16 protein-coding genes and 1 pseudogene are annotated in these 19,654 nt (G+C 47.5%); 10 read left to right on the forward strand and 7 right to left on the reverse strand.

Annotation, left to right across the window (positions count from 1 at the left end):
- Positions 1–38 precede the first annotated feature (38 nt).
- The 4 genes and pseudogenes from obgE to rplU all read right to left on the reverse strand — a co-directional run.
- Positions 39–1,055 (reverse strand): annotated as a pseudogene (obgE, locus tag HMPREF1222_RS04730) (GTPase ObgE); the annotation flags it as partial.
- Positions 1,056–1,176: 121 nt separating this feature from the next.
- Positions 1,177–1,428, reverse strand: coding sequence for a 50S ribosomal protein L27 (gene rpmA, locus HMPREF1222_RS04735; RefSeq protein ID WP_006187878.1), 252 nt, complete (start codon positions 1,426–1,428; stop codon positions 1,177–1,179).
- A gap of 35 nt (positions 1,429–1,463) precedes the next feature.
- Positions 1,464–1,787 carry a ribosomal-processing cysteine protease Prp gene (locus tag HMPREF1222_RS04740; RefSeq protein WP_016518433.1) on the reverse strand — a complete coding sequence of 108 codons (324 nt, stop codon included), beginning with the start codon at positions 1,785–1,787 and terminating at the stop codon, positions 1,464–1,466.
- 7 nt (positions 1,788–1,794) lie between these two features.
- Complete coding sequence (gene rplU / locus HMPREF1222_RS04745) at positions 1,795–2,109, reverse strand: 50S ribosomal protein L21 (protein ID WP_006187880.1); 315 nt, start codon at positions 2,107–2,109, stop codon at positions 1,795–1,797.
- Positions 2,110–2,382: 273 nt separating this feature from the next.
- On the opposite strand from rplU, the gene HMPREF1222_RS04750 reads away from it, so the two are divergent.
- Positions 2,383–3,408, forward strand: a complete 1,026-nt coding sequence (locus HMPREF1222_RS04750; RefSeq protein ID WP_016518434.1) for a hypothetical protein — start codon at positions 2,383–2,385, stop codon at positions 3,406–3,408.
- Positions 3,409–4,548: 1,140 nt separating this feature from the next.
- On the opposite strand, the gene HMPREF1222_RS04760 is transcribed toward HMPREF1222_RS04750, so the two are convergent.
- The 3 genes from HMPREF1222_RS04760 to HMPREF1222_RS04770 form a co-directional block, all read right to left on the reverse strand.
- Positions 4,549–5,256 carry a PP-loop family protein gene (locus HMPREF1222_RS04760; RefSeq protein WP_016518435.1) on the reverse strand — a complete coding sequence of 236 codons (708 nt, stop codon included), beginning with the start codon at positions 5,254–5,256 and terminating at the stop codon, positions 4,549–4,551.
- Positions 5,257–5,322: 66 nt separating this feature from the next.
- Complete coding sequence (locus tag HMPREF1222_RS04765; RefSeq protein ID WP_016518436.1) at positions 5,323–5,970, reverse strand: helix-turn-helix transcriptional regulator; 648 nt, start codon at positions 5,968–5,970, stop codon at positions 5,323–5,325.
- A gap of 6 nt (positions 5,971–5,976) precedes the next feature.
- Positions 5,977–6,885: a hypothetical protein gene (locus HMPREF1222_RS04770; protein ID WP_016518437.1), complete on the reverse strand. Its 909-nt coding sequence runs from the start codon at positions 6,883–6,885 to the stop codon at positions 5,977–5,979.
- Between the two features lie 167 nt (positions 6,886–7,052).
- Between HMPREF1222_RS04770 and HMPREF1222_RS04775 the strand changes: the two genes are divergently transcribed.
- The 9 genes from HMPREF1222_RS04775 (at position 7,053) to HMPREF1222_RS04820 (ending at position 19,602) form a co-directional block, all read left to right on the forward strand.
- Positions 7,053–8,492 (forward strand): potassium/proton antiporter, encoded by a 1,440-nt coding sequence (locus HMPREF1222_RS04775; RefSeq protein ID WP_016518438.1) that lies wholly within the window; start codon positions 7,053–7,055, stop codon positions 8,490–8,492.
- A 465-nt stretch (positions 8,493–8,957) separates the two neighbouring features.
- Positions 8,958–10,829: a 1-deoxy-D-xylulose-5-phosphate synthase gene (gene dxs / locus HMPREF1222_RS04780; RefSeq protein ID WP_016518439.1), complete on the forward strand. Its 1,872-nt coding sequence runs from the start codon at positions 8,958–8,960 to the stop codon at positions 10,827–10,829.
- A 514-nt stretch (positions 10,830–11,343) separates the two neighbouring features.
- Entirely contained in the window at positions 11,344–12,399 is a 1,056-nt protein-coding gene (locus HMPREF1222_RS04785; RefSeq protein ID WP_016518440.1) for an aldose epimerase family protein, read from the forward strand.
- 170 nt (positions 12,400–12,569) lie between these two features.
- A complete protein-coding gene (locus HMPREF1222_RS04790) occupies positions 12,570–13,184 on the forward strand; it encodes a V-type ATP synthase subunit E (protein ID WP_016518441.1) in 615 nt (204 codons plus the stop codon).
- Between the two features lie 3 nt (positions 13,185–13,187).
- Entirely contained in the window at positions 13,188–13,733 is a 546-nt protein-coding gene (locus HMPREF1222_RS04795) for a hypothetical protein (RefSeq protein WP_006187904.1), read from the forward strand.
- Positions 13,730–15,523 carry a V-type ATP synthase subunit A gene (locus HMPREF1222_RS04800; RefSeq protein ID WP_016518442.1) on the forward strand — a complete coding sequence of 598 codons (1,794 nt, stop codon included), beginning with the start codon at positions 13,730–13,732 and terminating at the stop codon, positions 15,521–15,523. Before HMPREF1222_RS04795 ends, HMPREF1222_RS04800 begins: the two co-directional genes overlap by 4 nt.
- A complete protein-coding gene (locus tag HMPREF1222_RS04805) occupies positions 15,504–16,823 on the forward strand; it encodes a V-type ATP synthase subunit B (protein WP_016518443.1) in 1,320 nt (439 codons plus the stop codon). The genes HMPREF1222_RS04800 and HMPREF1222_RS04805 overlap by 20 nt, the downstream gene beginning before the upstream one ends.
- A 224-nt stretch (positions 16,824–17,047) precedes the next feature.
- Positions 17,048–17,665: a V-type ATP synthase subunit D gene (locus HMPREF1222_RS04815; protein ID WP_016518444.1), complete on the forward strand. Its 618-nt coding sequence runs from the start codon at positions 17,048–17,050 to the stop codon at positions 17,663–17,665.
- Positions 17,662–19,602, forward strand: a complete 1,941-nt coding sequence (locus HMPREF1222_RS04820; RefSeq protein ID WP_016518445.1) for a V-type ATP synthase subunit I — start codon at positions 17,662–17,664, stop codon at positions 19,600–19,602. The genes HMPREF1222_RS04815 and HMPREF1222_RS04820 overlap by 4 nt, the downstream gene beginning before the upstream one ends.
- The last annotated feature ends 52 nt before the right edge of the window (positions 19,603–19,654 follow it).

The following is a 19,654-nucleotide window of genomic DNA, read 5'->3' on the forward strand; positions in this document are numbered from 1 at the left end:
AGTGACGATCCGCCGGAGATGCTCTCTGCAGATGTTTCAGCATTTTTGCCGGCGTCCGATGCGGCGAGCTCTTCCACCAGCGCAACAAATGCATCGCGTACCTCGTCCAATCCCCAACGGTTGAACACCGAAATACCGAGTACGGGCACATCGGAAAGTTTTTCCCGCAGGGTTTTGAGCCGCTCTTTTGTTCCCTCAAGGTCGAGCTTGGTTGCGATAATAACCCGCTTTTTTGCAGCCAATTCTTCCGAATAGGCTGCAAGCTCGCCGCAGAGGGTATCGTACGCGGTTAAATAATTGTCATCGGAAAGGTCGATCAAAAAGGCCAAACCCGCCGTCCGGGAAATATGCTTTAAGAACCGGATACCGAGTCCGACACCCTCCGAAGCGCCCTCCAGTATCCCCGGTATGTCCGCGATAATAATATCCTGCTCATCATCGATACGGAGTACGCCGAGGTTCGGAATCTTTGTGGTAAACGGATAGGGTGCAATCTTAGGACGGGCATTGGTAAAGTAATCGAGGAGCGATGACTTCCCCGCATTGGGAAAGCCGACAAGTCCGATATCGGCAATGATATTCAGCTCAATTTTAAGCCGGCGGGTTTGCCCCTCCTGTCCCGGCAGGGCGGTACGCGGCGCTTGATTGGTAGAGGTTTTAAAATGGCAATTTCCCCAACCGCCGTTACCACCGGTTAAAAACGGAATAAGCCCGTCTGTCCTATCGCCGAAATCGTAGATAAGTTCACCCGTATCGGCGTCTTTAATAATGCAGCCCGGCGGCAGCGGAATAATACAGTCGGCTCCCTTTGCACCGAAACGCTTTGAGCCTTGTCCGTCCAAACCGTTTTTTGCTCTAAATACCCGCTTATGGCGTAAATGCACAAGCGTACGCATATTCCGTTTAATCTCAAACAGCACATTGCCGCCGCGCCCGCCGTCTCCGCCTGCAGGGCCGCCCTTAGGTACGTATTTTTCCCGCCGGAACGCAATACAGCCGTTTCCGCCCTTTCCCGATGAAACTTCGATTAAAGCTTCATCTGCAAATTGAATCATCGCGTTGTTTCCTTCTCGAAAAAAAAGCCGGCATTGGAGCCGGCTTACAACAAGTACCCTCTAAAAAATTCAATTTTCAGAGGGTCTCAATATCATTGCGGAATTAACCGCTCGTCCATCCCTACGCTTGCGTTACAGATGCTAAATGTCTGCCGTTGCGGTGATGATACACAACCGTACCGTCTACAGTTGCAAATAAGGTATCATCTTTGCCGCGGCCGACATTGTCGCCCGGATGGATGGGAGTTCCGCGCTGACGGACTAAAATGGAACCGGCTTTTACCGTCTGTCCGCCGTATACCTTAACGCCCAAATATTTAGGGTTTGAATCTCGTCCGTTTTTTGCACCGCTTCCGCCTCGTTTCCGTGCCATAGTAGCCTCCTCGTATCAGATAAGCATCTGTGTGCTTACCGCTGTATCTTTTTGCATTGAACCGCTTGCGGATATTCTTCCTGTAAAGAAGCTATCCCAAGCCATAAAAATTCCGCTGCATACCGTAATTTTTCGCTTTGCGTTTCATCATAGTTAAGAACCCGAAAAGAAAGCGAACCGCGCCGTTCCGCACTGACATCAGCTTGCACGGAACCGAGCGCCTGTACAGTCGTCCTTAAAAGGATCGTTACGGCTGCACACACAATATCATGTCCTTTCACGCCGCTATTCGCATGGCCGGAAGCTTCAACGGAAAGAAGATGTTCCTCTTCGTCAAGCTCCAAAAGGACTTGTATCATTCCGCGCTTATACTCCGGTAATCGAATTAACCGTTAAATAGGTATAGTGCTGGCGGTGCCCGATTGTACGGTGATAGTCTTTCTTGCTCTTGTACTTGTAGACAATCACTTTCTTATCGCGCATACCCTCTTCAACCGTTGCAGAAATCTTTGCACCCGCAACGTAGGGAGCTCCAACCGAAACCTTACCGTCGTTATTAACCAATAAAACGGTATCGATATCGATAGCCGTTCCCTGCGGTTCGTTGATTTTATCTACCAGAATCTTGGAACCTTGTTCAGCCTTATACTGTTTGCCTTTATATTCAAAAAGTGCGTACATAAAAACCTCTGTTCATGCCTTCGCGGAATCATTTGTCATCGGACAAATAAATCCGTTTGTTTTATAGATTTGCGCATGACGATATACGAACGGGTGTACATCATCAAAACTAAACGGTTGATTTCAAAATATAGCATAAAAAACCTTGAGAGGTCAAGCTATTGATTCGATGCAAACACATCGGATTTTCTTAGGCTTTTCGGTATATTTACCGATACCTCTCATAGAACTCTTTGTTTTTTACTATACCTTACCGCTAAAGGAGGATTTTAAATGAGAAAATCATTGTTGCCGTGCATCTTATTCGGCTTAGTAATAATTGCCGCGGGCTGTAAAACGGCTCCTGCAGATAAAACCCCCGACCCCATACCGATGGAAAATACAGAAGAACTTTCAGGCAAACCGCAAACAATACAGGCTACGGACGAATCCGCAACCGCGCAAAAACAGGATACCGCCGAACAGCCTTATACGGCTTCCGCCAAAATTACGGATATTTCCTTGATGATAGAGCAAGCCGACGCTTCCTTTGTTTCCAAACAGCATAAGGGCCAGGGGAAGATGTTTGTTACGATGCTCGCAAAATATCAAGGCGCCCTAAAGGTGCAAGATTTTCAGGAAGCATTTTTTGCATCCCCAGCCGATGTATGGAGCCTTGATGCAGCAAATGCAAAAGGTCTGATCGAAATCGACAAAACTGATAAATTATTGCTGCTAAAGCATCTTTCTGCGGGAGAAGGCGAAGGCGCCGCTGCGCTCGGTAAATGGTTTGCGTCGATTACGCTTGCAGGCCAGAAGCCTTTTGAAAAAGAATTGAATGTAACCGGAATCGGAGGTCAAACGGTAAAGGTTACGACCGATAAGGCGGTTAAAGGGAGAACGGCAAAAAAGTCCGTTCCGCTTATCGTTCCCGTTGCAAAAGCCGAAAACGAACAGCAGGCGCTCGCGATGCCGGTTATTCACTCCGTTTCCCGCGATGCGGATACAATCGAAATTATCTTTTCAATTAACGATCCACGAGTTAAAAATGCCTATTTTTATTTTGACGTGCCGGGAGAAGAATACTACCGCGATTCCGGCTCGATGATCGATGCAACGGGAAAGCCGGTAAACGGCTGCCGTTCATTTTCTACCGACGGTAAAAAATGCCAGTATGTACTCCGCAGAGATTCGAGTAACAGGAGCTGGTTTGGAAAGGCAACCCGATGTTTTCTCGTAGTTTCCGATGTAAACCGTGTTGCCTCTCCTTGGGAAGAACGGCACCGCAGTGTTAGTGCTGCATCACGTATCACAAAATAGCGACTATGGCGGGGTAATGAGGTATTCTTTTGAATACCTCGCCATCCATAGCAGAATTAATACGGCTCGATATCTTGCAACGTGCTAATAAAAAGATCATCCAGCCACCACTTCAACCTGACATTGCTTCGCAAGGCAGGCGAAGTGTGTTGTTAGGTTGATTAACTAAACTATCGAGTACCCAAATATCTAACTGCCGTTATTGACTCCTTTGCAGCAACATGTATCTCTTTTTTCGGCTATACTATTATTTCGATACTATTTGCCTTTGCAGCAAAAGCGGACATCGATCAAACCGAAGTAAATATCAAGGTATTAGGACAATTTATTGCGCCGTTGGTGGCAACCTTTATTTGTGCAATGACAGGAACCGGTAAAATTATTTTAAAACATTTCGTTTTATATGCGGTATCCGCTTTATCGATTTTGATCTACGGAAAAACAATTTTAGCTTCGGCTGAATTACTATATGCTCTATCGGCGCCGATATTGCCGGTAATAATCTCATTTTTATTAATGAATCGAAAAAGGAAAAACGGTGATGTTTTGAAAAAGCAACCCAACACCGACTAACTTATCAATAGAGCAATCCTCATTGCAGGTTTAACGGGGTGGCGAAAAACATCCGTGTTCGTTCTGATACGTTGAGGATTAATTTTTTCGCAGCAACGGCATATCGTAAAACATACTCTCCGTAAGCCTTTTGAAATAGACTGTTAAGCAGTTGTACATCCGTGTACCTCTCTACCGATGTACGTCCATGTACATCGGTAGAGGACAAGTTTTGTTCCAAAACTTGTTTCTGACTTATTTCCCGCCCATCCTTGGGCGTTCTGACGACGAGATTTGTGCTCAGTACCGCCACGGATGGCGGGCGTATTAAGCAGAAACGATGTTTTGCCTTTGGCAAAACTTGCAAGTCAATTTACAACACGGATGTTGTAAATTGACGCAACTCGCTACTGCTTATAGCCACTGCCATCCTTGGCAGTTTTGATACGTTGAGCGGCGGCACGGATGCCGCTCGTATTAAGCAGAATCAAGTTTGACAATGGTCAAACTTGTGTTCAGCGAAGTACACGGACGTACTTCGCTGAACGAGCGACCCAGTAGATGCGTCGTATATTTCAAAAGGTGTTGCTAGGGTAGATACGCCGCATTAACATTCCTCAACGCATCGAAGAGCTTACGCTTTAACTCATAGTTACCGTCCGTAAGCTTATCCAATCGGGAACGAGCGGTTTTTCTGCCTGAATTATCCTGATAGCAGCATGTACAGGTAGAAGAAATATACCCCTGCATTTCTGCATGACGCACAATCATCGGGATGTCGGCGAGGCAGAGCGGACGGATAAAGGTCAACGGAAATTTATCGAACTTCAATACCGGAGGCATCGCGGCGAGTTCGCCCTTGGTGAGTGCATTCATCAGCGCCGTTTCCAGAATATCGTCCAAGTGGTGTCCGAGCGCAATTTTATTAAAGCCGTACTCCTGCGCATATTTGCTCAGTTCCAAGCGGCGCTGGCTGGAACACCACCAGCAGTTCATCTTCTTGCCGGTTTTAAGCCGTTCCAGCACCGAAATAGTTTTAACGGTTAAATCAATGCCCCAGCTCTTAAAGCGTTCCGCCAATTCAGGCGCGAACTCTGAGCCGATATCCGTAGCGATATGGAGTGCAGCGGCTTCAAAAACCGGGTGCCGGCGTTGGAGCCGTGCTGCAAAATATTCCGTAAGGGCGGTTGAATCCTTTCCACCGGAAGCGGCAATCAAAATCCGATCGCCGGCTTCGATCATGTTGTATTCGGAAACAGCCTTATCGATTGTTCTAAACAGTTTAGGATTCGGCATGGTGAGCGGCGAGGCACGCAATAGGAATAGGCGACCGGAACTGCCGGTATAAAGTGCGGCGCAGCATCATTGATGTCCGTTCGCACCGGCATCTATATAACTGTAGAGCGTGTATTTGGAGATGCCGAAATAATTCGAAACCTTATCTCCCGATTTTGTAATTAAAAAAGCACCCGACTGATTTAAAAATTTAATAGCGGCAATCTTATCGTCTTTATTCATCAGCGCAACCGGCTTTCCCACAATGCGGACGGATTGCTCGATCAGTTCATCTAAAAGATCATTCACATTTTGCGGGATATTTTCCGGTTCATTTTTAACGCTAACAGGTGAAACAAGCTGCTGCAATACGGTTTCGGCCATCTGCATCGGTGTAATATCAAAGTTAATCGAAAGCACCGCTTCAATAGAACTATTTTCGTCTCTGATAAACATACTGCTCGATTTAAGAATACGTCCGTCTTTTGTTTTTGTCAGATAGCTGAGTTTATCTTCCAGTGTTTTATGATCGCTATGCAGCGCTTCAAGCACCACGTGAGACGGCCCGTCGCCTATTTTTCGCATGGTAACATTGCCGTTTTCTATAATGACAATCGAACTGTTGGTATAGTCGGCTGTAAGATCATGCACAAGGACTTCGCAATTATTACCGAAGTGAACTGCAATACCGTGTGCAATTTGCTGCAGCAGTGTAAGGGTGTGTTTAGACATCATAGTATATTATTCCTTTCGCAGTTTATGTATAGCTTGATTAAGCTGCTGCACCGTGGCATTTTGAGGATCGGCTTCGACGGCTCTTTGTAAATAACCAACAACGGTGTCCGTATCGGCATTGCCCGCCATTAAATACGAATAGGCTGTTAAGTACCATGCAAGCTGTAATTCGGCAGGAGACAAATCTCCCGTTTCTGCAGCACTTTTGTATTCGTCGCCTGCTTTAAGATAATTGCCCTGCTGCGCAAAGTTTTTAGCCCGTATGTCCGCACCCATCAGCACGTATTTGCCTTTTAATCCCGTCCGGTTCCCGGGATCGAGTGCCGGTACCTGCATACGCAAGGCATCATAACGGTGTGCCTCCGCATTACCGACCGCATTTAAAAAAGCATCGATCGCCTGCGCCTTTTCCGGCCCCTTTGTGCCGGCGATGCGTTTCCGTGCTTCAACTACGTTTGTCCGCTGTGCCGTTAATGCCTCAATTTTTTCCATCAGCTGCGCTTCGGTTTTTATATCCGCTTCGATAACAGCCGCTGCATACATATCTTGTTCCGCAGTCTGTAATACGATAAAAGGAACTTCCGGTACCGCATATTCGGCAAACAGCAGATAATTTTTTTGCGCAGCTTCCCGTTCATTTTCAGAAGGGTTATGCAGCAAATCGATAAACAGGGCTGTATAGTTTTTTACCAGCTCCGTTTTGCATGATTCGGTTAAAATATTTTTTGAAAAATCTTGCGCGTCTTGTGACCAATCGGATCCGGTAAAGATAAGCAGGATGTCTTTATCGTTCTTGCCCGAATTACGAGCGGCTAATCCGCTTTTTTCCGCCGGCGAAGTAGAAACACAGGCACCGAGCATAACGGCCAAGCAGAATCCGATACATAATAATCCATATCGATATATTTTTTGCATAGAGCAATTATAGCACTAAATAAAAAAACCGCAAAGATGCTTTTTTGATTGCCCTGTTAGTTAGACTGTTGATTTTACCGCTAAAATCGGTACAATCGGCATAAGAAAATCTCTAAAAGCCGACTTGAGTTTTTAGAGATACCCATAGCTCCAACTTTGAGGTTTCTATGATTCTGTTTATCTCGTTTCTTATCATTTTGGCAATGCTGTCGACCAAAATCAGCGATAAATTCGGGTTGCCGCTCCTTATCGGTTTTATTCTTATCGGTGTTCTTGTTGGCGGTGATGTCTTAAATTTATTCTATTTTGATAATGCCCTTTTAACAAAAAAAATTGCTGATATCCTGCTGATCTTTATTATTTTTGACGGCGGATTTTGCATTACAAAGGAGACGTTTCAAAGAGTTGCCGGCCCGTCGATGACGCTTGCAACCCTCGGTGTTGCACTTACTTCCGTGACGCTTGGATTTTTAATTCACTTTATCCTTAAACTAGAGTTAACCTATTCGATGCTGATTTCTTCTATTATTTCTTCTACCGATGCCGCTGGTGTTTTTATGATTACCAAGTCCAATCCGATTAAGGATAAGCTTGCCGCAACGCTCAATGTTGAATCCGCTGCGAACGACCCAATGGCGATTTTGCTTACCCTCACCTTTGTGCATATTGCAACAGGGGCTTTTAAGTCCCCAGCCTTGGCGGTAGCAGAGCTTATTTGGCAATTTGTCGGCGGTATCATTATCGGCTACTTTGCTTTTCAAATTTCGATATGGCTGTTTAACCGGCTGCAGTCGGATAACAGAGGAAACTATAATGTGCTGATACTGGGATGTGTGCTGCTTGGATACGGCGCGGCGGAGCTCTGTCAAGCAAACGGGATTATCGCAGTGTTCTTTATGGGTTACTGGATCGGTAACACCGCTTTTCCTGCAAAGCGCAGCGTCGGAAATTTTCTCGAAAGCATTTCTACAATCTTTAATATCACACTTTTTATTATGCTGGGGCTTTTGTCATTCCCACACCATTTTGTTCATATCTGGAAAGAAGCGCTCATTATTGTCGGTATTATGATGTTTGTCGCCCGACCGCTTGCGGTATTGGTTTCCACGTTTCCGTTTCAATATACACGGAAGGAAAAGTTTTTTTTAATGTGGGGCGGCATCAAAGGTGCGGTTCCGATTGTTCTTGCAACCTATCCCCTTGCAAACGGGTTGGATAAGGACGGCTTTATTTTTAACTCTATCTTTTTTGCCGTTTTTCTTTCCTGCATTATTCAGGGAACCACGCTTGCTCCGCTTGCTCGACTGCTTAAATTTACCGACCCTAAAAAACCGGAATCGCTGTATTCGGTTGAGCTGTATTCGCTGAAAGCAAGCGATATCGATATCTTCGATATTTATATTGAAGATCATTCCGGCAGCATCGGTCAAAAAATCAGTGCGCTTCACCTTGATAAAGATACGCTTATCAGTTCAATCGTACGGGGAGGAAAAATCATCTTTCCTAAGGGCGATACCGTTATTCAAAAAGACGATATATTGTACGTACTTGCCCACTCGGCAAAAATAAAGGAAATTACGGATAAACTTAACGAACCGGCTCAATAAACAAGGGGCTGCATCGTTTTTTATAGCACGCCGGCAAAACTGTTTTGCAGCCACCCGTTTTTATACTTGTTTCAGCTGCCTTGACTTTTTACCGCTGTTCGGCTATTATCATCTATCTTTATAAATAAGGAGTGTGTTCACGTGCCCTGCGGAAAAAAACGGAAGCGACAGAAAATAGCAACGCATAAACGAAAGAAGAAGCTTCGAAAGAATAGACATAAGAACAAGTAATAAATAACCTCTAAAAATACGATTAAACTTTTTAGAGGTTTTCAGTAATCTTGCATCCTTCTTTATTATATCCGTATATACGTAAGTATATAAGCATAAGAAGAAAAGAATTTACTTATTCACAAGATTATTATAGGCGTATTGTTCTATCGCTTTCACTACGGTGAGAAAGGGCTTTGTTGAGTATCTTCACAGCCCTTTTTTTATGTATTCGGCAGTTCACTGAGCATCTACATGAATAAAAACGTACTCTTATCAATACGGGAACCGAAAGACCTGCAGTCTCTCTCTCGAGAGGAGCTTCGTATATTAGCTCAGGAAATGCGCAGCATTATTTTGGAAACGGTAGGCGCAAACGGCGGTCATCTTGCCAGTAATCTCGGCGTTATAGAATTGACAATCGCGCTGCATCGGGTGTTTTCAAGTCCTAAAGACGCAATCATCTGGGATGTAGGGCATCAATCCTATCCGCATAAACTTTTAACCGGACGGTATTATAATTTTCCGACACTCCGTTTAAAGGATGGGCTTGCAGGATTCCCCAAACGGGAAGAAAGCCCGCACGATGCATTCAATACCGGACATGCTTCTACCTCAATTTCGGCGGCTGAAGGGATTTTAACCGGACGGCAACTACGGCGCCAAGACGGAAAGGTTATTGCCGTTATCGGTGACGGAGCGCTAAGCGGAGGAATGGCCTTTGAAGCGCTTTTAAACGTTACGCCTCAAACTAAAAATCTGGTTGTTATCCTCAACGACAATAAAATGTCCATTTCGCCGAATATACGGGCAATTTCCGAATATCTCAGCCGTTTAACCGTGCGGAAAGGATACCAGCAGTTTAAGTATGTCTTTGACACCGCTGTCGGTAAAATTCCGTTTGTAGGCAAGCGAATCAATTTTTTAATTCATCGGCTAAAACGGGGCGCCAAAGGAATTTTTTATAGAAACAACCTTTTTACTGACCTCGGCTTTGAATATGTCGGTCCCTTAAACGGGCACAACGAAAAAGAACTTGAAAAGGTATTCCGAAACGTTAAAAACATTGAGGCGCCGGTGCTCATTCACGTTGAAACCAAAAAAGGCAAGGGATATCCGCTTGCGGAAAACAACCCTTCCGCTTTCCACGGTATCGGGCCGTTTAATATTGCCGACGGAAAGATAGAAAAGGCTCATACCAATTCTTTTACGGAAGCATTTTCCCGGATTATCACCGAGGAAGCGGCAAAGCGGAAGGATATTGTAGCGATTACCGCTGCAATGGCGCAGGGAACAGGGCTTCAACAGTTCCAGCAGCAGTATCCCGAGCGCTTTTTTGACGTTGGTATCGCCGAACAGCATGCGGTAACCTTTGCCGCAGGGCTGGCCGCGGCCGGTTTACGGCCTATCGCAGCTATTTACAGTACGTTTTTGCAGCGGGCTGTGGATCAAATCATCCATGACGTTGCGCTGCAAAAACTGCCGGTTATCTTTGCGATAGACCGTGCGGGAGCGGTTCCCTATGACGGCGAAACCCATCAAGGTTTTTATGACATCTGCTTTTTGCGCAGTATCCCCAATATGACGGTGCTCGCTCCTGCGTCGGCAGCGGAAATGCAGGAAATGTTCCGGTTAGCCTTGCAGTTGGAAGCTCCTGTTGCAATACGCTATCCTAAGAATACTTGTGCGCCTGAATGCCCCGCATTTTCGCTGCCGATGGAAACCGGCCGCGGCGTGTTCGTAACAGAATCGGAAGACAGCGGCTTACTGTTGGTATGTACAGGAGGCATGTTCCCCGAAACAACTGAAGCGGCAGAGCTGCTCCGGCGGAAAAACATCTCCGCCGATATTTACAATCTCCGCTTTTTAAAACCCATCGACGAAGCATTCTTTTTGGAACAGGCAAAAAAATATCATTCCATTCTCTTTATCGAAGACGGCGCGTATATCGGCGGCGTAGGCCACTACCTTGAAGCGCTGATACACAAACAACGTTTAGATATAAAAACGGCAGTACGTGCCTTCCCCGATACGGTTTTTATACAAGGTTCACGGCAAGATATTCTTGAATGCGCAGGATTGACCGGTGAGCAGCTTGCCAAAGCCGCATCGGCTCTCTGCCGTTAAGATACAAAACAGCAATCGCACCACCTGCCTATTTTTACAGGGCAACCGCATTATAAAATATTTGCAGCGGGTGCCTTCCTTCTGTGCGAAATTTCATAGGTATAAGGTGAGCGTCTACAATGACGCCGCTCACCTTAACCATCAAGTTTTCTTTCGAAAACTTGCGTATTGATGTGTGCGCTTTTCGCGCACGAATGCAACAGTTTCCAAAATTCATATTTTGTTCAACTGTTGCATTTTAAGGAAATAAAATTTCGCACATTTTTCCAGCAAAGGGGGAAACACATCAGGCAGAATAGATAAAAATCGCGGAAAAATTGAGACTGTGAGACCATTTGAACCGCGAAGAGGTTCAACTCTGGTCGAATAGTCTCAATTTTTCCGCGGGGGTGTTAAAAAAACGGCCTGATGCGTTTCCCCTGCATATTTGCAAAAGTATCCTTGTAAATTTGTGGAAATGCTTGTACAATAGTACAAGCGTTTACTTTTTTGCAGGTAACTTTGGGCAGGTAGTATGGAAGTAAAGAAAGAGCGGTTCGGGATGCTGTCATCGGGAGATGCGGTATCGATTTTTACGGTTTCTAATGGCACAATGTCGTTTTCGGCAATCGATTACGGCTGCTGTATTACCGCGATTTTATTACCCGCAGCAAAGGGCGGATATGACGATATCGTGCTGGGTTATTCAACGCTCGAAGGATATATCCGCAATAAACCTCATTTCGGTTCTATTGTCGGACGATGTGCAGGCAGGATTTCAAATGCCCGCTTTTCTATAGAAGAAAAATGCTATACACTGACCCGCAATAACGGCGGAAAGCATTGTTTGCACGGCGGTTATCCCCTGTATGACAAGCAGCTGTGGCAAGCGGAACCTATTTCCGGCAACGATGAGGCGGGTATCCGTTTTTCCCGAATAAGTCCTGACGGAGAACAAGGTTTTCCCGGAGAAGTCCAACTTACCGTTTCGTATACCCTCAACAAAAACAATACTATCACGCTTCGGTACGAAGCTCATACAACAAAGACAACACCAATCAATCTGACAAACCATACCTATTTTAATCTCAATCCTGCCGGAATGGAGGCAGATGGCGGTTATATTTCGGCGCTTAATCATCAGGTACAGCTTTTGGCAAGCCGCTATGCAGAAGTTGACGCTTTGCTTATACCGACAGGCAAGTTGGTGTCGGTAGAAGGGACGCCGTTCGATTTCCGTACGCCGAAGCTGTTACCGCAGGATTTTGCTCAATTGAAAAACGGCTATGACGATACATGGCTGCTTGATGCGGATGGTGCGGACGATGTTCCGCTTACTGCGGTTGTAACTGAGCCGGTAACAGGCAGGGCGCTGCGTATTTATTCAACACAGCCGGCAATTACGATGTATACCGCAAACTTTTTAAACGGAGAGCAAGGAAAGAACGGCGATGTGTACAACAAGCACTCCGGCGTGTGCTTTGAAACTCAGCATATACCGGATTCGCCCAATCGTCCTGAGTTCCCTTCCGTATGGGTTCATCCCGGCGAAGTATATCGGCACGAAACGCAGTGGCGCTTTACAGTTTAGCGGTAAGGAGTAAACAGCGCACAATTGGGAATAGATACTATCGGGGTTATAACGATACCGGATAAATGCTATACTTATAGTTGAGATTGATATAATAGAAACTGATCGAGCCTGTTATAAAATCGATACAAACAATATGACGATACATACATAAGAGAGGTGAGTTGATTATGGAAGTTCAGTTACAGGATCTTGTTGAAAAGATCAAGCAGGATGGTATTGCTTCTGCTGAACAGCAAGCTGCGGGTATCATTGCCGAAGCGGAGAAAAAGGCAAAAGCTATCGTTGCGGATGCGGAAAAAGAGGCTGAAACCTTGCTCAAAAAGACCGAGGTCGAATCCCAACGGTTTACGAACGCTTCGGAGGCTGCCGTTAAACAGGCTTGCCGCAATGCGCTCATCGCCTTTAGAGAGGGTGTTGTCGATTCGTTGAATGCCCTCATAAAAACGGAAACAGCGGCGGCGTATAACAGCGATGTGCTTAAAACGCTGATCCCCGAAGCGGTAAATGGCTGGATTAAAACAAACGAAGCCGATATTGCCGTTATTCTTTCCCCGGAAGATGCGAAAAAGCTCGAAAGTTCGCTGCTTGCCGCATTCAAGAAAGAGATTGAAAAAGGCATCGAGGTTAAATCCGATGCTCAGCTCGCAGGCGGCTTTAGAATCGGGGTCAAGGACGGTTCGGCATATTACGACTTTTCTGCAGAAGCGGTCGCCGACTTATTCTCCGCCTATATCAGCTCACGCGCGGCACACCTTCTCAAGGATGCGGTAAAGGAGTTATAAGGAGTGGCTTCATACTATTATTTGATGGCGCAGCTGCCGTCAATTATGCCGCACACCGATCCGCCGCTTTCTTACGCGCAATTTAAAGAGCTTGCCCTGCGGTTTTTAACTGAAAAAGATGCCGCCGTGCTGGAATCTTTAACGCTTGTTCCGCCCCGCGAGGCTGTCCATACGGCTTCTGCGGTGGTGAACGAATGGTATGCGTTTGAACAAGAACTGCGGTTTGCGCTTGAACAAATGCGCGCTGCAAAGCTGAAACGGGATGAGCGGATTGCTCCTGCAGAAACACCTGCTTCCGCCTTTGATATCGGCGCTATTGTGCGCGGGGTTTCCAACATCGATGACCCCTTAGCGGCGGAACGGTATTTGCTGAATGCGCGGCTTGCGGCGGCAGATCAGCTGCGGAAACTGCATTTTTTTGATAGCGAAGCGGTTTTCGGCTATGGAATTGTATTACTGTTGAGCGAACGGGCTTCAAAATTTAAGATGGAAACCGGCCGCACAGAATATCACTCAATTTATACACAAATTCTCGGAGAAAAGATATGAGAGGAACGAAAGGAAAGGTAGTCGGTATTAACGGGAATATGGTCAGCGTTGAGTTTGACGGTCTGGTTACGTTAAACGAAGTTGGCTACGTCCATATCGGCGACACCAAATTGAAGAGCGAGATCATCCGTATACGCGGCTCCGTTGCTCAGATGCAGGTATTCGAAATTACTAAGGGTATCCGCGTCGGTGATGAAGTTGAGTTTACCGGAGATCTCTTGTCGGTTGAACTCGGGCCGGGGCTGCTCGGCAGAGTGTATGACGGTTTGCAGAACCCGCTCCCCGACCTTGCAGAAAAGGCGGGGTACTTTTTGGAGCGCGGTATCTATTTGAATGCGCTTCCTACCGAAGCACAGTGGGATTTTACACCGGTTGCACAGGTTGGCGATACGCTCGTGCGCGGCGATGTGCTGGGAACCGTGCCGGAGGGGAACTTTACCCACCGGATTATGCTTCCCTTCGGTATGTACAGCACATACATACTTTCTTCCATTAAACCGGCAGGACAGTACACCGTACACGAAACCATCGCCGAGGTAACCGACGAGCGCGGTAAAAAGTACCCGCTTACGATGAGCTTCCGCTGGCCGGTAAAGCGTGCCATCGACTGCTATACCGAACGGCTCAAGCCCTCCGAAACGCTTGTTACCAAAATCCGCACCGTAGATACCTTCTTCCCGGTAGCAAAGGGCGGAACCTACTGTATTCCGGGGCCGTTCGGTGCCGGTAAAACCGTTTTACAGCACGCAACCAGCCGTAACGCAGAGGTTGATATCGTTATCATCGCCGCCTGCGGTGAGCGCGCCGGTGAAGTTGTAGAAACCTTAAAAGAATTCCCTGAATTAACCGACCCCCGCACGGGACGTACCTTGATGGAGCGGACGGTTATCATTTGTAATACATCGTCGATGCCGGTTGCGGCGCGCGAGGCTTCGGTTTATACCGGCGTTACCCTTGCCGAATACTACCGCCAGATGGGGCTTGACGTTCTGCTCCTTGCAGACTCCACCAGCCGCTGGGCACAGGCTTTGCGCGAAATGTCCGGACGCTTGGAGGAAATCCCCGGTGAAGAAGCCTTCCCCGCCTACTTGGAATCCTACATTGCAGCGTTCTATGAGCGCGCCGGTATTGTCCGCTTAAAGGACGGCAGCAAAGGCTCTGTAACGATCGGCGGTACGGTTTCCCCCGCAGGCGGTAACTTTGAAGAGCCGGTTACGCAGGCGACGCTCAAAGTTGTCGGCGCATTCCACGGTCTTTCCCGCGAACGCTCCGATGCCCGTAAATATCCCGCCATCCACCCGCTCGATTCATGGTCAAAATACCCGAGCGTACTCGGCACGGCGCAGGTGGAATACGGCAGAGGAATGCTCCGCCGCGGTACCGAAGTTGAGCAGATGATGAAGGTTGTCGGTGAAGAAGGTACCAGTATGGAAGACTTTATCGTCTACTTGAAGGGCGACTTCCTCGACGCGGTTTATTTACAGCAAAACTCCTTCGATAAGGTTGACGATGCCGTTTCCGTAGAGCGTCAGCGCTATATTTACAAACTGATCCTGCGCATATTGGGCTCTCAGTTCTCCTTTAATACCAAGGATGAAGCCCGCGCATACTTTAACAAGCTGCGCCAGTCCTTTATCGACTATAACTATTCGCCGTGGGAATCGCCGGAATTTAAGAAGCACGAAGCAGCTATTACCGGAGCGCTTTCCGATAAGGCAACAGGGCTTGATGAAAAAGCGGCAAAACTCATAAAAGAAGCGGAGGCACATCATGAAGAAAGTGTACAGTAAGATTGAATCCATTAACGGTTCGGTTATAACCGTCAAGGCTGAAGATGTGTCCTACGGTGAGCTTGCGCAGGTTCAGACAAGCTTTGGCACCTCGCTCGCGCAGGTCAATAAGCTGGATAGAGGGCTTGTTTCGTTGCAGGTATTTGCAGGCGGACGCGGTGTTTCCACCGGTGATGAAGTACGCTTCCTCGGTCGGGAAATGCAGGTAAGCTTTTCCGATGACTTACTCGGACGTATCTTTAACGGTTCAGGTGAGCCGCGCGACCAAGGCCCGATGCTCAAGGACAATATGGTAGAAATCGGCGGCCCGTCCGTAAACCCGTCCAAGCGTATTATGGCGAAGCGCATGATCAGAACTGGTATTCCGATGATCGACGTATTCAACACCCTCGTGGTTTCCCAGAAGCTGCCGATTTTCTCAAGCTCCGGTGAACCCTACAACGAACTGCTCGCACGTATTGCAATGCAGGCTGAGGTTGATGTCATCGTACTCGGCGGCATGGGGCTTAAATACGACGACTATCTCTACTTTAAGGACACGCTGGAAGAAGCGGGCGCACTGAGCCGCACGGTAATGTTCGTGCACACCGCCGCCGATCCGACGGTAGAGTGCTTGATGATCCCCGATATGTGTCTTGCGGTCGCCGAACAGTTTGCACTCAAAGGCAAGGACGTACTGGTGCTTTTAACCGATATGACCAACTTTGCCGATGCGATGAAGGAAATCGCCATTATACAGGAGCAGGTTCCGTCCAACCGCGGTTATCCCGGCGACCTGTACAGCCAGCTTGCCGCCCGCTACGAAAAGGCGGTTGACTTTGACGACGCAGGTTCGGTTACCGTTCTTGCCGTTACCACCATGCCCGGCGACGACGTAACGCACCCCGTTCCCGATAACACCGGATATATCACCGAAGGTCAGTTCTATCTTAAACACGGACGCATCGAACCGTTCGGAAGTCTTTCCCGTCTCAAGCAGAACGTCAACGGCAAGACCCGCGAAGATCACCGTGCGCTTATGGACAACATGATCAAGCTCTATGCGTCCTACAAGGACACGCTTGAGAAAAAGTCGATGGGCTTTATGATGAGCGAATGGGACGGCAAGCTGCTGAAATACGGCGAGCTGTTTGAAGCCCGGATGATGGACTTGTCGGTGAACATTCCGCTTGAGGAAGCGCTCGATAACGGATGGAAGATTCTTTCGTCCTGCTTTACTCCTGAGGAAACCGGTATTAAGTCCGATTTGATCAAAACCTTCTGGCCCAAGGATGCGCAGAACAATCCCTCCGCGGATTAATGCGTTTCACTGGGGATGTCTCAAAAGTTGGTTACTTTTTCGGCATCCCTCATCAGCATAGCTGATAACGAGTTTAAAATTAAGTCTTTGTATGGCAATGACTTAATTTTAAACATCGCAGTTAAATCTAAGGAAGCTTTCCAAAAACTGAAGTTTTTAGAAAGCCCAACCCCTAAAACGTTTGTTTTTAGAGATTTTTCTTCTATAAACGAGAAGGAATAGCGATGGCTATTAAACTGACAAAAAACGAGCTGAAAAATCAAAAAGAATCGCTTAAGATGTTCCAGCGGTACTTGCCGACGCTTCAGCTTAAAAAACAGCAGCTGCAAACCGAAATCCGCACGATTGAGATGCATGCAAAAGAGGTTCGGCTGAACCGCGATGCGCTGCACAAGGAGTTTGAGCAGTGGATTGCCGTCTTCGGTGAAGCGGGAGTCTTTACGCCTGAAATCCTCAAGGTGAAAGAAGTGCGTACCTCGACGGGAAATATTGCCGGTGTTTCGATACCGGTATTTTCCGGGGCGGACTTTGAACGCAGCAGCTACGATCTTTTTACAACGCCGCTCTGGCTCGACATTGCTTGCGACCGGATGGAGCGGGTTTTATCGCTCGACCTTGAAGCCCAAATCCTTGACGAACAGGTGGCGCGCCTCAACAACGAACTGCGAACCACAACGCAGCGTGTCAACTTGTTTGAAAAGGTAAAGATACCGGAAACAAAGCGGAACATCAAAAAGATTTCCGTGTATCTGGGAGATCAGCAGGTAGCGGCGGTTGTGCGCGGCAAGATTTCCAAGAAAAACTTGGAAAAGAACGCTCCTGCTGAGGAGGTAACGGCATGATCTTACCAATGAAAAAAATTACGCTCCTTGTGCTGGATTCTCAAAAGAAGGCGGCATTAAAAACGCTGCGGAACTTTGGGGCGGTGCATGTTGAAAAGGAAACCGCCTCAAGCGATACCTTGACGGAGCTGCAAACCGTCTATGCGCGCCTGCAGCAAGCGGAATCCCTGATTACCGAAGCTCAGCCGAAGAAGGGCGCAAAGCAGCCCGAAGCGGCAGCGCTGAATAGACATGACCTATTGGAAGCGGCGGACGGGATACTCGATTTGAAAGATCAAGAATCGAATACGCTTGCCGCTATCAATAAGCTGACCGGAGACATCGAAGCCTACAGCTCTTGGGGAGATTTTAATCCCGAAGATATACGTGGATTTGAAGAAAACGGCATTTGTTTAACGATGGGCGAACTTTCGGAAAAATCCTACGCAGCCTTGCCCGAAACGGTTAAAACGGTGAGACTTGTAGGCGGCAAAAAAACGGTACGCTTTGCGATTGTTTCCGAAACTGCTGACGTGCCTACAGACCTGCCGTCCGATTTTGCTCCGCTTATTTTACCGGAGATGCGGCTTTCTGCAATGAAGGCTGAAAAAGAACGCTTACAAAAGCGGCTCCCTTCATTCAAGGCTCGGATTGGGGCGCGAACGGACTTGCTTGCACCGTTAAAAGCGGAGAAAAAGAAGTTTGAAAAGGAAATAGAGTTTGAAACAGTTCATGCCGGTATGGCGATTATCCCGCTTGAAGACGAATGCGGTACGGAGAACTCTGCCGAAAATACGGCAGCCTCGGCGGTAAACGTTCAGGCTCATTCTGCTGCGGGTACTCCCTGCGCTCAAAAAGAGCCGAGACGGCTTGCACGGCTTTCCGGGTACATACTTGCCGAAAAGCAGGCTGATTTTGCGGGGCTCGCAAAGGCAAACGGCTGGGCGTTTATCTCCGATGACCCGGCAGAAGAAGACGCCGTTCCGACGGCAATGCGGCACAACCGCTTTGTACAGCTGCTGACTCCGCTTACGGACTTCCTCGGCACCGTGCCGGGCTACCGCGAACCCGATATTTCACTCTGGTTCCTGCTCTTTTTCGGTATCTTCTTTGCAATGATCTTCGGAGACGGCGGTTACGGCGGTATTCTGGTAATCTTATCGCTTATCGGAATCGTCAAAGCAAAGGTAAAAGAGCAGCCTGCTCCGCTTGCGATGCAGATGTTTTTGTACCTCGGCATCCTGACGGTGATTTGGGGTACTGCAACCTGTAACTGGTTCGGTATCTCGGTGAACTATATTCCCGCTTGGCTGAAAAACCTGTCCGTACCGGCAATTTCCAATGCAACGGAGGAAAGTATCAGAAATGCCAACCTGATGCAGTTCTGTTTTACGCTCGGACTTATTCAGCTGACAATCGGGCATATCATCTCGATTGTGCGGAATATCCGATCGCCGCAGATACTGGGACACATCGGTTCCATTGCGATGCTGGGCGGTATGTATATCGTGGTACTCAGCCTTGTCGTCAGCGCCGAGCGGTATCAGATTAACCAACCGGTGATGATTGCGATCGGCGGCGGATTTGCGCTTAACTTTATATTTTCAAATTATCAAACCGGTATCGGACAGAGCATCCTCGACAGTCTTAAAAATATCATCACGATGTTCTTAGGCGTCGTAAACGTCTTTGCCGATATTATGAGTTATATCCGTCTTTGGGCAGTCGGGCTTGCGGGTTCCGCAATCAGCGCGACAGTCAACCAGATGGCGGGGCCGGCGCTCGGCAGCTTCCTCATCTTTTTAGGAGTGCTGCTCTTATTCTTCGGTCACGGTTTGAACTATATTATGAACGTACTTTCGGTTATCGTACATGGGGTGCGGCTTAATACGTTAGAGTTTTCAAACCATGTCGGTTTAACATGGGCGGGGTTCAAATACGAGCCCTTTGCGGAATAAGGTATATTTGAAACGCCGGTATCCGCACTGGGTGGCTATCGGCAATATTTCT

This window comes from Treponema vincentii F0403, from assembly GCF_000412995.1.
Lineage (GTDB): Bacteria > Spirochaetota > Spirochaetia > Treponematales > Treponemataceae > Treponema > Treponema vincentii.